The organism is Mycobacterium dioxanotrophicus (assembly GCF_002157835.1).
Taxonomy (GTDB): domain Bacteria; phylum Actinomycetota; class Actinomycetes; order Mycobacteriales; family Mycobacteriaceae; genus Mycobacterium; species Mycobacterium dioxanotrophicus.
The window spans coordinates 1,269,018-1,282,696 of the sequence record NZ_CP020809.1; the positions used below are offsets into that span (position 1 = coordinate 1,269,018).

Sequence of the window (13,679 nt, forward strand, 5' to 3'; positions counted from 1 at the left end):
TTCGAACGGGAGGCGTGATCAGTTCCAGGGTGGAAGCTGTACTGCCGAATTTTAGTTATACGATTCATGTATGACGACGACGCAGCGCCGCGCGCCCGTTCCCACTGACGGTGATTACGTCACGCTAGAGTGACCAGCGAAGCAGTGATCGCCGAAGGGGCCAGCAGAACATGGTGACCATGCACGATGTGGCCCGAGCTGCGGGCGTGTCGCAGGCGGCGGTATCCAACGTCTACAACCACCCCCACAAGGTCTCGACGCGGCGTCGCGAACTCATCCTCAGGGTGGCCGCCGAGCTTGGGTACGCGGGACCGAATCCGGCCGGCCGGTCGCTGCGCACCGGGCGCGTCGGGGCGCTGGGACTGCTGCTGACCGAATCGTTGCACTACGCGTTCGACGACCCGGCGACCTCCGAACTGCTCAAAGGTATCTCCGAGGTCGGCGAGATGGCCGAGGTAGCGTTGACGCTGTTGCCACTGGTCGGAGGCGAGCGCCTGGCATCCGGGTCGGGAGTTCTGGTCACTGGCTCGGTCGACGGGTTCCTCGCCTACGCCATCCCCGAGGGCCACCCCAGCTTCGAGATCGCCGTGGGGCGCGGGCTGCCCGTCGTCGTGATCGACGGGCCCAATCCAGACAACCTGCCCAGCGTGGGGATCAACGACGCCGCCGGTGCGATCGGCATCGCGGAACATGTCCTAGGACTCGGGCACACTCGGGTCGCGGTGATGGTCGACCGGCTGGCCCCCGACGGCAAGCGTGGCCGGGTGAGCGCGGCGCGCATCCGCTCGGCGCGCGACTATGTCATGCGTGAACGCCTCGGAGGCTACGCCGAAGCGTTCCGAAATCACGGTCTGCCCTGGTCGTCCGTCTACGTGCTGGAGGCCGGGGGATTCGACTACCAGGCCTCGCGCAGCGCGGCCCGCCATCTGCTCGACAACACCGAGGTCACCGCCGTAGTGGCCGCATCCGACGTGCTGGCGATGGCCCTGATGGATGAACTCGCGGAGCGCGGCCTGTCCGTACCGGGAGACATGTCGGTCGTGGGTTTCGACGACGTCCCGGCGGCTGCGCGTCGCGGGCTGACCACGGTCCGCCAGCCGCTCATCGACAAGGGTCGTGAGGCTGCCCAACTGCTGATCGACCTGATCGCCGGCCGCAGTGGCCGCTCCATCACGCTGTCGACCGAGCTGATCGTGCGCGACAGCTGCATCGCCGCGCGCTGATCTGCGCCGGATTTCTTTCACGCTTCCTCTAGCGCTGCATCACACACACTGCTATGTTCGTGCTCACCGCTAGGTAATACGTATCAACTAAATCTGGCAAGTGAAACTCCGAAGCGCATCACATCCGAGAAGGCAACTCATGACACGCGTTCTGTACCTCTACGGCGGCTGGCCGGGACACAATCCCTACGGAGTGTCGGACTGGGCCAAGGGCCTGTTCGACGAACTGGGCTTCGCTGTCGAGGAGTCCAACGACATCTTCACCCTCGATCGCGACCTGACCGGGTACGACCTGATCGCCTGCAACTGGAACAACGCGACGCTGTGGGAGGGGCTGACCGCATCGCAGGAATCCCACCTGCTTGGCGCCGTCGAGCAGGGCACAGGTTTCGTCGCCTGGCATGGCGCCGGAGCAGCCTTCCGCGCCAGCGTCAAATACCACTGGCTGATCGGCGCCGACGTACTGGACCATCCCGCGGGCGAGGGGGTCAAGCATCCCTACCAGCTGCGCATCGTCGACAAGGAGCACGAGATCACCCGCGGGGTAACCGATTTCGATGTCGCATCCGAGCAGTACTACATGAACGTCGATCCGCGCGTGCACGTGTTGGCCGACACCGTCTTCGACGGTGAGCACATCGCCTGGATCGAGGGTCAGCGCATGCCCCAGATCTGGACAAACCAGTGGGGTCACGGACGCGTCTACTACAACGCCATCGGTCACTACATCGAAGACCTCGAGCACCCCGCCGTCAGCCGCCTGATGAAGCAGGGCTTCGCGTGGGCGGCGCGAAGCAACGAAACCCGTTAAACCACTCAGAGACAAAGGATTAGAGGACATCATGCCCGTACTCACCGGTGGCCAGATCATCGCCCGGACCCTGAAGAACTACGGAATCGAACACTGCGCAGGCATTCCCGGCCACGGCATCTGGTCGGTGACCGATGCCTTCCTCGACGAGGAATCCAAGATCCCATTCATTCAGGTCTTCCACGAGCAGAGCGCTCTACACCTGGCCGACGGCTACTACCGCGTCACCGGCAAGCCGATGCTGGCCCTGACCTCCATCGGCGCCGGCGCATCCAACACCGTGCTCGGCCTGGCGACCGCGCTACAGGACTCGGTCAACATGCTGCTCATCACCGGCGGACCGCCGACCCACATGCGCGGCCACGGCCTGCTGCAGGTACTGGATCGCTTCCGCGACAACGACTTCCCCCGCATCGCCGAAGCCCTCACCAAACGCAGCTGGGTCGCCAACACCGTCGAAGAATTGCCCTTCGCGCTGCACCGACTGTTCAACACCATGCTCACCGGCCGGCCCGGCCCGGTACACCTCGAAGTGCCGATGGACGTGCAGGCCGCCAGCGCCGACGTCGAACTGCACGACCTCGAGGCGCGCATCCCGACCGGGGTGACCTATCCGGACCCGACCGCAATCGCCAAAGCCGTCGACGTCATGAAGACCGCCGAGCGACCGGTCATCGTGCTCGGTGGTGGTGCCATCGCCTCGAACGCCTCACCGGAGCTGATCAAGCTCGCCGAAAAGTGGAATGCCGCCGTGGTAACCACGTGGAACGGCAAGGGCGCCTTCCCTGAAGACCACCCGCTGTCGATGGGCGCGATCGGCCACACGGGCACCAGTGCCGGCAACGCGACCTCGTCCAAAGCCGACGTCATCCTCTCCGTCGGCTGCCGCTTCACCGACTGGACCTCGTCGAGTTTCGCCAAGGGCGTCACCTACTCGATACCGGACACCAAGCTCGTGCACGTCGACATCGACCCCCAGGAGATCGGCCGCAACTACCCCGTCGACGTCGGCATTGTCGCCGACGCGAGAGTGACCGCGGCGGCGCTGCTGGAAGCGCTGACCGAGGCGCCCGAACGCGCTGAGTACACCGCCGAACTGGAGTCGCTCAAGGCCGAATGGGAGGCCACCCTCGCCACCCGCCGAGACAGCGACCGCTTCCCGTTCACGTCGCAGCGTCCCGTCGGGATCCTGCGGGAGATCTTCCCCCGTGACGGCATCATCGTGTCCGGCTCGGGCAACACCCAGGGCGCAGTCCGCCAGACCTTCCCGGTGTACGAACCCCGCACACACCTGACCTCGGGCGGGTTCTCGCCGATGGGCTGGGCCGTGCCTGCAGCAGTCGGTGCCAAGCTGGCCAAGCCCGGGGTGCCCGTCGTGTGCATCCTCGGCGACGGCGATTTCCTGATGAACTCGCAGGAGATCGCCCTGAGCGTCATCCAGCAGCTGCCGGTCATCTTCCTCGTGCAGAACAACGCGGGCTACATGTCCATCCGCGGCGGCATGCGCAAGCAGACCTCACGGTTCATCGGATGCGAGTTCACCGGCCCCGACGGCAACCCCTACTCGCCGGACTTCGCCGCGCTCGGCGAGGCCTACGGCTTGTCCTCGATTCGGGTCGGCTCCTCGTCAGAACTGGAGGCGGCACTGCGCAAGGCCATTGACGCGAACGAGCCCACGCTCATCGAGATCCCGACCGACCGCGACGCCGCCGGCCCGTGGACGCCGGGCTGGTGGGACTGGCCGATCCCGACCTACGTCACCGATGAGCGGGCCGATCAGTACGCCTCGACGAAGAAGTCTGAACAGCACTACTGAGCAACGGATTCGAGAGGAAACGGACATGGGAAGCTTCGACGGCAAGGTCGCGTTCATAACCGGTGCGGCGCGCGGTCAGGGCCGCAGTCACGCGATCGAATTCGCCCGGCGCGGCACACGAGTCATCGCGATCGACATCGACCAGCAAGTGCCGTCGGCCCCCTATCCGACCGCCACCGCCGAAGATCTCGCCGAGACCGTGCGTCTGGTCGAGGGCCTCGGCGGCGAGATCCTGGCGGCCACCGTGGACGTCCGCGACCTGGCCGGGCTGTCCAAGGTGATCACCAACGGCGTGGAACGCTTCGGCCGGCTGGACTTCATCCTGGCGAATGCGGGCATCGTGTCCTACGGGCTGCTCTCGTCGATGGACGAAGACCAGTTCCAGGAGATGATCGACATCAACCTCACCGGGGTGTGGAAGACCGTCCGGGCCGGCGTGCAGCACATGGTCGACGCCGGAAACGGCGGATGCATCGTGCTGACCAGTTCGACCGCCGGCCTGCGGACCATGGGCAACATCGGCCACTATGCCGCATCCAAACACGGGGTGGTGGCCCTCGCCAAGGCCTTCGCCAACGAGCTTGGCCCGCACCATATCCGGGTGAACTCCGTGCACCCGAGCAACACGCGCACGGTGATGGGCGTCGACAACGACGGCGTCCTGAACATGTTTCGCCCAGACCTGGAGAACCCGACACTCGACGACTGCGTCGACGCGTTCGCGTCCATCCACGTCATGCCCGACGTGCCGTGGATCCACCCTATCGACATCACCAACACCGTGCTGTTCATCTGTTCCGACGAAGCCAAGTACATGACCGGCGCCCAGATCCCCGTCGACGTCGGCATGCTCGCCAAGAACCCCTGAAAGAAGCCGATATGAACGACGTTTCACGCGCCGCGCACGCGGTGCTCTTCCCGATCGCCGACACCTTCGCCACCGACGGGTGGTTCGGCGACTTCCTGCACGGGGGTGGACGCAGCGTACTGATGGCATCCAGCGCCGAAGAGTATGCGGCCCGGCGTATCGGAGATGAGCGGCGCGCCCGCGAAACCGCCGAGGACATCCGGGATTTCGGCGCCCGCGCAAATGCAGTCGCCGGACGACCGGTCGTGCTGGCCGCCGATGCCGAGCCGGCCGGGGTGCAGCGGCTCGAGCACCTACTGCCACCCATCCCCGGCCGCGCCGACTTGCCGTCGCTCACCGACGAACAACTGCGCGACGCCTTCGGCGGATACGGTGCCACCGCCAGGGAACTCGGCGTGTCGATGTTCGTCGGCCCTGTGCTCGATGTCATCACCGGTTCGAACGCCTGGCTCACCGACCGCACCATGGCGACCGAACTCGACGAGGCAGGCCGGATCGGCGCGGCGTACACCACCGCGGTGCAGGCCCACGGCGTGACCGCCATGGCCAAGCACTTCCCGGGCCACCCCGATCTGCCGGCCAACGCCATCTACGAGGACGTGGTACTCGACCTAGCCGCAGACGAGGTCGACCGCAACATCGAGCCGTTCCGCCGGCTCATCGCCGCGGGCGTCGGATCGGTGATGGTCGGTCCCACCATCGTGACCGGCATCGACCCCGTCGAGCCGGCCGCCACCTCGAAAGTCGTCATCGACCTGCTCCGGGCCCAGGGCTTCTCGGGCATCGTGGTCAGCGACGACCTCGACGCGGTGTCCACGATGCGCGGCCGCAGCCTCGGCGAGGTGGCCGTGGCCAGCGTCGCTGCAGGGGTCCAAATGCTGCTCATTCCCGGTGCCGGACCGCATGTTTCGGAGTGTGTGAACGCGCTGGTGCACGCCGTGGACACCGGTGCGCTCGCCCCGGAGGCGCTGCAATCCGCCGCTGCGGCGGTTGACGCCCTCGCCGATCGGTCCGCGACCTCGTCCACTCAACCGACGCGCATCTAGCCGCGCGTCTTCCCTGTCAACCACCCCGAAGAGCGACTCAATGATCAACAACGTCGAAGACGAAATCACCGGATCCCGGTCGTCGCGCCATCTCAGTGGCCGAATGGGCACGGCGCGGCTGGCGCTCACAGTGCTCGCGATGTCGGCACCGATCGGGAATGTCGTCGGTGTGCTGCCGCTGGGAATCACCGGCGGCAACGGCGTCGGTGCGCCGGTCATCTACATGATCCTCGGCGCGATATTCCTGCTGTTCGCAGTCGGATTCACGACCATGACCCGCAACCTGCCGCGGGCCGGCGCCTTCTACACCTACATCACCGCCGGGCTCACCCGCCCGGTGGGTCTGGGAGCCGGGCTGCTGGCGGCTTTTGGCTACCTCATCCTTCTGGTCGGCAACTACGCGTTCTTCGGGGTGTCGGTTCAGAACCTTTTCACCCAGTTCGGAGCGAGCGACACACCATGGTGGCTGTGGGCGGTGATCTGCTGCCTCGTGGTGACGGCGCTCGGACATTTCAACGTCGAGATCTCCGGGCGCGCACTGGCTTTCCTGATGGTGATCGAAGTCGTCCTGGTCATGTTGTTCAACGTGCCCGTGCTGGCCACCGGTGGTCCGCACGGCTACCAGTTCCAGTCGTTCCTGCCCAGCGAGGTCTTCTCCGGCAACGTCGGTGTCGCCGTGCTCTTCGCGATCGCATGCTTCATGGGTTTCGAGTCCTCGGCGATCTACCGCGAGGAGGTGCACGATCCGGACCGGACCGTTCCGAGGGCCACCTACATCGCCATCATCTCGATCGGATCGTTCTACGTGATCACCTCGTGGGCCCTGGTCACGTTCTGGGGCGTGGGCGACGTGTCGACCGTCGGTCAGAAGGACCCGTCGGCGCTCTTCACAGGCGGGTTCCGGCACTACATGGGCACGACGTTCACCGACGTCATGACCTGCCTCGTGGTGACCAGCGTGTTCGCCGCCGCACTCGCGTGTCACAACGCGCTGGCCCGTTACTCGTTCTCCCTGGGGCGTGACGGTGTCCTGCCGGCGTTCCTGGGCAAGCCGCACCCCAAGCACGGATCCCCTTCCGCGGCCTCGGCGTTGGCCACGGTCGGCGCCGTCGTGATAACCATCCCGTTCATCGTCGCGGGACTGGGACCGGTAACCCTGTACTCCTGGATGTTCGCAGTCGGCACGTTCATCCTGATCATCCTGATGCTGCTCACCAGCCTGGCCGTGATCCGCTACTTCCGCCTCATCCAGCACCGCGAACGCAGCTGGAACGTCCTGGTGGCACCGGTCCTCGGCTTCCTCGGTCTGGGCTATCTGGCGGTGCTGAGCTCGACGTACTTCGCCATGTCCATCGGCGGATCGACGTCGCTGGCCTGGCTGTTCCAAGGCGTCGTCGCCGCGATCCTTGTCGTTGGCATCGTGCTGGGACTGCGCTGGCGCCGCACGAGGCCCGAGGTCTACAACCGGATCGGGAGCACCGGGCAGGACTTCTCACCCGTTCCCGCCGGTCACACCGACGGAGACTGACATGCCGAACCGACCCGCGTACCCACAGCCTCCGGTGACCGGAATGAGCACTCCCACAGGCTGTTCGGGCAACCGCTCCGCTCCACTCCGCCACCGGCGGACACCATGGGGTCGGGTCAAGTCGGTCGTCGTCGCCGGGTCCGCCGTCTGCGAGGGGGGACAACCGTGAGTGCGCTCAGACGACTGTCGCCGACACTGGAACTGGTGCCGTCCCCGGCGGTTGGGGCCGCATCGGAACCCGCCGGGCTCGGCCACGGGAGCCGGCGGGGGGCGACGTTCACAGTGGCCGACGTCCTGCGACTGGAGACGCTGCGGGCCGGCGAGGCCCGCGTGCTGACCGGGGACGACGGGCTCGATGCTCCGGTCCGGTGGGTGCACTCGTCCGAGATCTCCGACATCGCGCGGTTTTTGCGGGGTGGCGAGATGCTGCTGACAGCCGGGCTGGGGATCGGATCGACAGACGGACAGCAACGCGCCTACGTCCGCGGCATCGCCGCCGCGGGGGCCGCGGCGCTGGTCATCGAGGAATCCGGCCGGGCTTTCCACCGCGTCCCCCGCACCGTCGTCGACGAGGGCATCCGCTGCGGACTACCCGTCATCGCGCTGACCCACGAGGTGCCTTTCGCCGCGGTCTCGGCCGAGGTACACGACGTCCTGACCGAACAACAGCTGCAGACCATCAAGCGGGAACGCGAGATCGAGACGCTGTTCTCGACACAGCTACTCGACGGTGGCGACCACGTCGGCGTCGTCCAAACGCTCGCAGGTCTCGTCGGCGGCACAGTCGTGCTCGAAGACGTCAACCACCGCATCGCCGTATGCGAAGCAGCGGGCGGTGTATTCGACGCGGCCTCCTGGGAACGGCACGCCCGCGTTCTGCACGGTTCGCACACCGAGTGCGTGCGCCGTCCAGTGCTGGCACGCGGACAGCTCTGGGGTAATTTGCACGTGCTCAACGGGAGATCCGCCGACGTGGACTTCTCCACAGACGTCGTCACCGAACGGGCAGCCACCGCAATCGCCATTGCGCTGCTGACCGATCGCAGCCGCGAGGCCATCGACGACCAGCGCAGCACCGCGCTGTTGACGCACCTGATGCTGGGCGAGCTCAGCGGCCCGGAGTTCGTCGAGCAGGCGGCGCACCTGGGCTACCAGCTCGGCGGCGCCGACCTGTTCGTCGCGGTCGGAAACAAGGCCGGCGACGCCGTCGCGCGCGACCCGAATCAGACGCGAATCCCGTTGGGGCCCGATGCGATCAGTGCCGACATGGGCGATTACGTCATCACCGTCGCCCCGCGCGCCGGGCGCGCGCGCTTCGAGACGGCCGCCCGCGCCGATGACGGGTTCCTCGGCGGCGGCTGCAGCCGCGACCTTCCTGCCGACCGAATCGGGCTCGCGGTGCGGCAGGCCAAGAGCGCCGCGGCCGTCGCCCGCACGACGCGCCGCTGGCTCAACTTCGACGAACTCGGAGTGGAGCGCATCCTGGTGGGATTGGCCGACGGTCCCGAACTCGCCGCCTTCGTCGAAGACGAACTCGGCCCGCTGCTCAGTGCCGACGCCGCCTCACACACCCCACTGCTGCCCACCCTGCGGGCGTTCCTCGAGCACGACGGCCGCAAGACCGACGCCGCCGACGCCCTCTACATCCAGCGCCGCACGCTCTACAACCGGCTCGAACGCATGGCAGGCATCCTCGGCAGATCCCTCGACGACGCGGACACCCGGCAGCGGCTCACCCTCGCCGTCAAAGCCCTGGATCTGATGCAGGGTTAGCGTAGCCCGCGCATACCGGGCCCAATAACGTTCCCACAGTGTGTAGCTCGGCACTACAAACGCTGCTCGCCGTGCCACTGTGCCATTGCTTCAGCACGTCCTAAGTTACGAAAGGACAGTGTCGGCGGACCGGCCCGCACCCGGACGTCCCCCCCGGCCCACATTCCGGCACCAACGTGCCTGCCGCGCAACAGAAACGGAGGGGGAGCATCATGAGCATCATCAACGACCTGACGGTCGACCGGCCTGTCGAGGCCGATGCTCACGCCGTTCTGCTGCCGACGGTCCATACCCCACGGGTCGACGGCTGGCTGGAATCCTTCCTGACCCACGGCGGGCGCGGTGTGTTCCTGGCCTCCAGTGCCGAGGAGTATGCGGTGCGTCGGATCGGCCCCGGCAGGCGTCGATCAGAGACAGCCGCCGACGTCGAGGCCTTCGCTGCCGCTGTGCGCGAATCGGCCGGCGCGGAGGTCATCGTCGCCGTCGACGCCGAAAGCGGCGGCGTGCAACGCCTGGAACACCTCTGCCCGCCGCTGCCGACCGCTGTGGCGGCCTCGACGATGAGCGACGCCGAGCTCGACGCGGCGTTCACCGCCCACGCTGTCGCGGCGCGCCGACTCGGCGTGACGATGTTCCTGGGACCAGTCGTGGACACGCTCAGTGGCCCCAACGCTTGGCTGGATGGCCGTGTGATGGTCGAGGACCATACCCGCACGGCATCCGTCGGCCTGCGCTACCTGGCCGCCGCCCAACGGGCCGGGATAATCGCCACCGCCAAGCATTTCCCGGGCCACCCGCGCCTCATCGGCGACCCGGTCCACGAGCGGGTCGCGTTGACGATCAACCAGGACGAGGTGCTGCACCACCTGCTGCCCTTCCGCGCCCTGGTCGACGGTGGCGCCGCGGCGGTGATGCTCGGCCCCGTCACGGTGACCGCCATCGACCCCGAGTCTCCGGCCGCCACCTCCCGGGTCGTCGTCGACCTGCTGCGCCACGAGCTCGGCTTCTCCGGACTGGTCGTCAGCGACGACCTCAGCGCCGAAAGCACCATGCTCGGCCGCGGTGTCGCCGGCGTCGCGGTGGCGGCCGTCGCGGCCGGAGTGCAGCTGATGCTGGTCCCCGGCGGGAGCTCGGTCTCCGAGGTTGCCGACGGGATCGCGGAAGGAGTCCGCTCCGGTCGGCTGTCCCGATCGCAGCTGGCGCGCGCGGCCGACGCGGTCCGCAGAACCAGCAGTCTGCTCACCCGCGATGCCGCCCTCTCCGGTTGACGATGAATCGCACGGTGCGCACGGATCGGGTGGGCTCACGGTGACGGCACCGCCACCCGATGAACACTGGCAGGTTCGAGCCGCCGCCGACTTCCTCCGCGAGGTGGTGGACCGTGCGCCGCGACGCGATCCCGCGCCGGTGGTCGTGGCGATCGACGGGCGCAGCCGGTCGGGCAAGACATCGCTGGCGACGATCCTGGCGGACGACGACCCCAGCGTCGCGATCGTGCACACCGACGACATCGCCTGGCACCACTCGTTCTTCGACTGGACGCTGCTGCTCGTCGAGGGCATCCTCGCACCCCTGAACCGACATGGCGCGCCCGTGTCCTACGTTCCGCCTGTCTGGATGCAGCGGGGCAGGGCGGGATCCATCGATGTTCCCGCCCGTACCCACACGGTGCTCGTCGAGGGCGTCGGAGCCGGTCGTTGCGAGTTGGTGCCCTGGTTGCACGCCTCGATCTGGGTGGACACCGACGAGGACCTGGCGATGCGCCGCACTGTCGAACTCGACCGCGACCCACAGGGATTCGTCGCGGACTGGATGCGGGCCGAACGAGATCACCTGGATAGGGATCAGCCTTGGCAACGGGCTATTGCGTTCGTATGGGGAGCCGGACGCCCGTCGCCGCCCGCAGCGGTATACGCCCGGTTTGGCTGATGCCCGCCGACTGTCGCCCCACTGACGTGGCGGTCTATGCACCCGCACGCCCCTACACGCCGCGGGAAGTCGGCGCGCCGGAAGGGTTCACGCGGTGTCACTTCCGCCGAATGTTCGAGGCCGATAGCGTAATTCGGATCCAGCAGCGCGCGTCGAGGAATTCTCGCCCACGTGTGCATCCACCGCACGTGCCCCTACGAAAGAGGTCAGTGTGAAAGCCGTCGTCTTCACCTCCCCGTCGCACGTCGAGCTCACCCAGCGGGCAGAACCTCGGCCGGGTGGCCCGAACGAATCGCTGATCGCGGTCATCGCCTGTGGTCTGTGTGGCTCCGACGCGCGCACCATGACTGACCCACCGCGAATGCCATGTACGCCCGACACGGTGCTCGGCCACGAGATCGTCGGACGCATCGTCGAACCGGGAGACAGCGGCCGTTTCACCGCCGGCGACGTCGTCGTGGTGGTTCCCAACTATCCCTGCCGTACATGTCAGTCATGCCGGCGAGGCCTGATCAACCTGTGTGACCGCTTCGACCACATCGGTGCGGTCAGCGACGGAGGATTGACTGAAAAGATTTGGGTTCCTGAGGAATTCGTGCATCCCGTGCCTAACGGTCTGCAACCGCACGTTGCCGTTCTCGCTGAACCGCTCGCCTGCATTCTCAACGGCACCACGCGTGCTCGCTGGTCGCCCGGCGAGCCGGCCGTCGTGCTGGGCGCCGGGCCGATCGGGCTGCTGTTCACCGTTATGGCGAAGTTGGCAGGCGTACACCCGCTCGTCGTGACGGAACCGGATCCCGCGCGTGCCGGTCTGGCTCGCGAGCTCGGTGCCGACCACGTGGTCGATCCCCGCGGCGGCGACGCTTCATTGCAGATCGCCGCCGTAGTGGGAGAGCGCGGCGCCACCACCGTGATCGACGCCGTCGGCACGTTGCTGCCGACGGCACTACAGGTCGTCGCCAAGGGCGGTGAAATTCTCGTTTTCGGTGTCGATCGCGTCGGCGAAGTCACGATTGCGCCGTCGACAATCGTCGATAAGGAGATCTCGATCCACGGCGTGTACATCGCCAAAGGGACGTTTCCGTTGGCGCTGAAACTCCTTGAGTGTCATCAGGATCTGTTCGCCAAGATCGTCACCGACGTCTACCCGCTCGACGAGTGGGAGGAGGCCAAGGTGGCCCTGTGCGGTCAGAAGGCCGCAGGCAAGATCCTGGTCCTCGTCGACGACCCGCGGTAGCAGCGCACGTGCTGTTGAGCCGAGGTGCTCTGCACGTCAGGATCCGTTGTGCGGGTGGATTTTACCGGCCGGCTCCGGTTGGTGACGAGCCGGTGCGTTGCGGAACAGCGGGCGGCGCGGTCGACGGCTGCCGGATCGCCCGTGACATCGTCAGGCAGATGCCCAAGGCGATGAGTGGAATCCCCATGGCGGCACTGAGCGGGACGACGCGCGTAGCCCATCCGATCACCGACGGCCCCGCCAGCATGGCGACGTAGGCCATACCGACGACGCGGGATAGATCCGTCGCTGTAGACCCGGGCAGGCTTCCTGTAGCGGAGAAGACGAGCGGGACGCAGCCGGCCAGGCCGAGCCCGTACACCGCCCATCCGACGTACGTAAGTGGCAGATAGGGCGAGACGAGCACCACGGTTATTCCGGCGATCGCCAGGACTGTGCCCGCGCGTAGCAGCCGGAAGGCACCGAGAGCGTCGGTGAGCCGATCGGCGGTGAACCGGCCGATCGTCATGGTGGTGACGAACACGGCGAAGGTGACGGCCGATGCCGTGCCGTCGGCGCCGAGGTGCTGCCGGGCGTGAAGTCCGCTCCAGTCAGTGGCGGCACCCTCGCACACGAAGTACAGGAACGCCAGAGTCCCCAGAGTCAGAACCCGCCGCAGCTTGTCCGATGCGCGGGTGGGTACGGCGTCGTGGGCGAGCTGGCACGACTCGCGACGGGTGCCCGGTTCGGCATGTGGACCGCGTAGCAACCAGGGCGAAGACACCAGAATCAGCGTCGCACACCCCAGGGTCGCGACCAGCGCCGACGTGATCGGACCGGCACCGAGGGCGATCAAAGCGGTTCCGGAGGCTGCGCCCGCGATGTTGCCGATCGAGAACGCACCGTGGAAGGAGGACATGACTGCGCGGCCGTACCGGCGTTCGACGTACACAGCGTGCGCGTTCATGGCGATGTCGAGCAGGCCGCCGGTCGCGCCGAAGATGAACAGACCGGTGCCGAGGACGACGGGATTGGTGGCGGTCAAAGGCACGGCCAGGGCGGCCGACGCAGTGAGTCCGCCTACGACCCCGAGCAGCGGCGCGCCGATCCGGCCGATCAGTGGCCCGGCGAGTTGCATGCCGGCCAGCGCGCCGGCGCCGAGCAGCAGGAGCATCGTGCCCAGCATCGCCGTCGAGACTCCGGTTCGGTCTTGGACGGCGGGGATGTGCACAGCCCAGCTGGACACGGCGAGGCCGTAGGTGACAAATAGCGCCGACACCGCGATCCGGGCACGGGGTAGTGCGGTCCGCGGTTCCAGTCGGCCGGTCATTATGTTCCTTCGTTCGCGGCCGGCGAAGGCACGGCCTCTCTAATCAAGTGTGTGGGCCTACAACGTCGACGGACCCACGCTGCGATTGCGGCGCGGGAATGCACGTCGAGGCGAACGGCTCGGGTAGAACGCCGCGAAA

At 67.0% G+C, this 13,679-nt stretch carries 11 protein-coding genes; 10 read left to right on the top strand and 1 reads right to left on the bottom strand.

The window, feature by feature from the left end; all coding sequences use genetic code 11:
- Positions 1-170 precede the first annotated feature (170 nt).
- The 10 genes from BTO20_RS06250 (at position 171) to BTO20_RS06295 (ending at position 12,231) form a co-directional block, all read left to right on the top strand.
- On the top strand, positions 171-1,223 hold the full coding sequence (locus BTO20_RS06250; RefSeq protein WP_087074287.1) for a LacI family DNA-binding transcriptional regulator: 1,053 nt from the start codon (positions 171-173) through the stop codon (positions 1,221-1,223).
- A 139-nt stretch (positions 1,224-1,362) separates the two neighbouring features.
- Positions 1,363-2,034: a ThuA domain-containing protein gene (locus tag BTO20_RS06255; RefSeq protein ID WP_087074289.1), complete on the top strand. Its 672-nt coding sequence runs from the start codon at positions 1,363-1,365 to the stop codon at positions 2,032-2,034.
- A 31-nt stretch (positions 2,035-2,065) separates the two neighbouring features.
- On the top strand, positions 2,066-3,850 hold the full coding sequence (locus BTO20_RS06260) for a thiamine pyrophosphate-binding protein (protein WP_087074291.1): 1,785 nt from the start codon (positions 2,066-2,068) through the stop codon (positions 3,848-3,850).
- Between the two features lie 25 nt (positions 3,851-3,875).
- Entirely contained in the window at positions 3,876-4,718 is an 843-nt protein-coding gene (locus BTO20_RS06265; protein ID WP_087074293.1) for a mycofactocin-coupled SDR family oxidoreductase, read from the top strand.
- 11 nt (positions 4,719-4,729) lie between these two features.
- A complete protein-coding gene (locus tag BTO20_RS06270; RefSeq protein WP_087074295.1) occupies positions 4,730-5,764 on the top strand; it encodes a glycoside hydrolase family 3 N-terminal domain-containing protein in 1,035 nt (344 codons plus the stop codon).
- 40 nt (positions 5,765-5,804) lie between these two features.
- Positions 5,805-7,292 carry an APC family permease gene (locus BTO20_RS06275; protein WP_087074298.1) on the top strand — a complete coding sequence of 496 codons (1,488 nt, stop codon included), beginning with the start codon at positions 5,805-5,807 and terminating at the stop codon, positions 7,290-7,292.
- 165 nt (positions 7,293-7,457) lie between these two features.
- Positions 7,458-9,065 (top strand): PucR family transcriptional regulator, encoded by a 1,608-nt coding sequence (locus BTO20_RS06280; protein ID WP_232491061.1) that lies wholly within the window; start codon positions 7,458-7,460, stop codon positions 9,063-9,065.
- A gap of 212 nt (positions 9,066-9,277) precedes the next feature.
- Positions 9,278-10,333 (top strand): glycoside hydrolase family 3 N-terminal domain-containing protein, encoded by a 1,056-nt coding sequence (locus BTO20_RS06285; protein WP_087074302.1) that lies wholly within the window; start codon positions 9,278-9,280, stop codon positions 10,331-10,333.
- 40 nt (positions 10,334-10,373) lie between these two features.
- On the top strand, positions 10,374-10,994 hold the full coding sequence (locus BTO20_RS06290; protein ID WP_157680147.1) for a nucleoside/nucleotide kinase family protein: 621 nt from the start codon (positions 10,374-10,376) through the stop codon (positions 10,992-10,994).
- A gap of 211 nt (positions 10,995-11,205) precedes the next feature.
- Positions 11,206-12,231, top strand: coding sequence for a zinc-dependent alcohol dehydrogenase (locus tag BTO20_RS06295; protein WP_087074306.1), 1,026 nt, complete (start codon positions 11,206-11,208; stop codon positions 12,229-12,231).
- A 61-nt stretch (positions 12,232-12,292) separates the two neighbouring features.
- Here BTO20_RS06295 and BTO20_RS06300 read toward each other — a convergent pair whose 3' ends face one another.
- On the bottom strand, positions 12,293-13,540 hold the full coding sequence (locus BTO20_RS06300) for an MFS transporter (protein ID WP_087074308.1): 1,248 nt from the start codon (positions 13,538-13,540) through the stop codon (positions 12,293-12,295).
- Between the last annotated feature and the right edge of the window lie 139 nt (positions 13,541-13,679).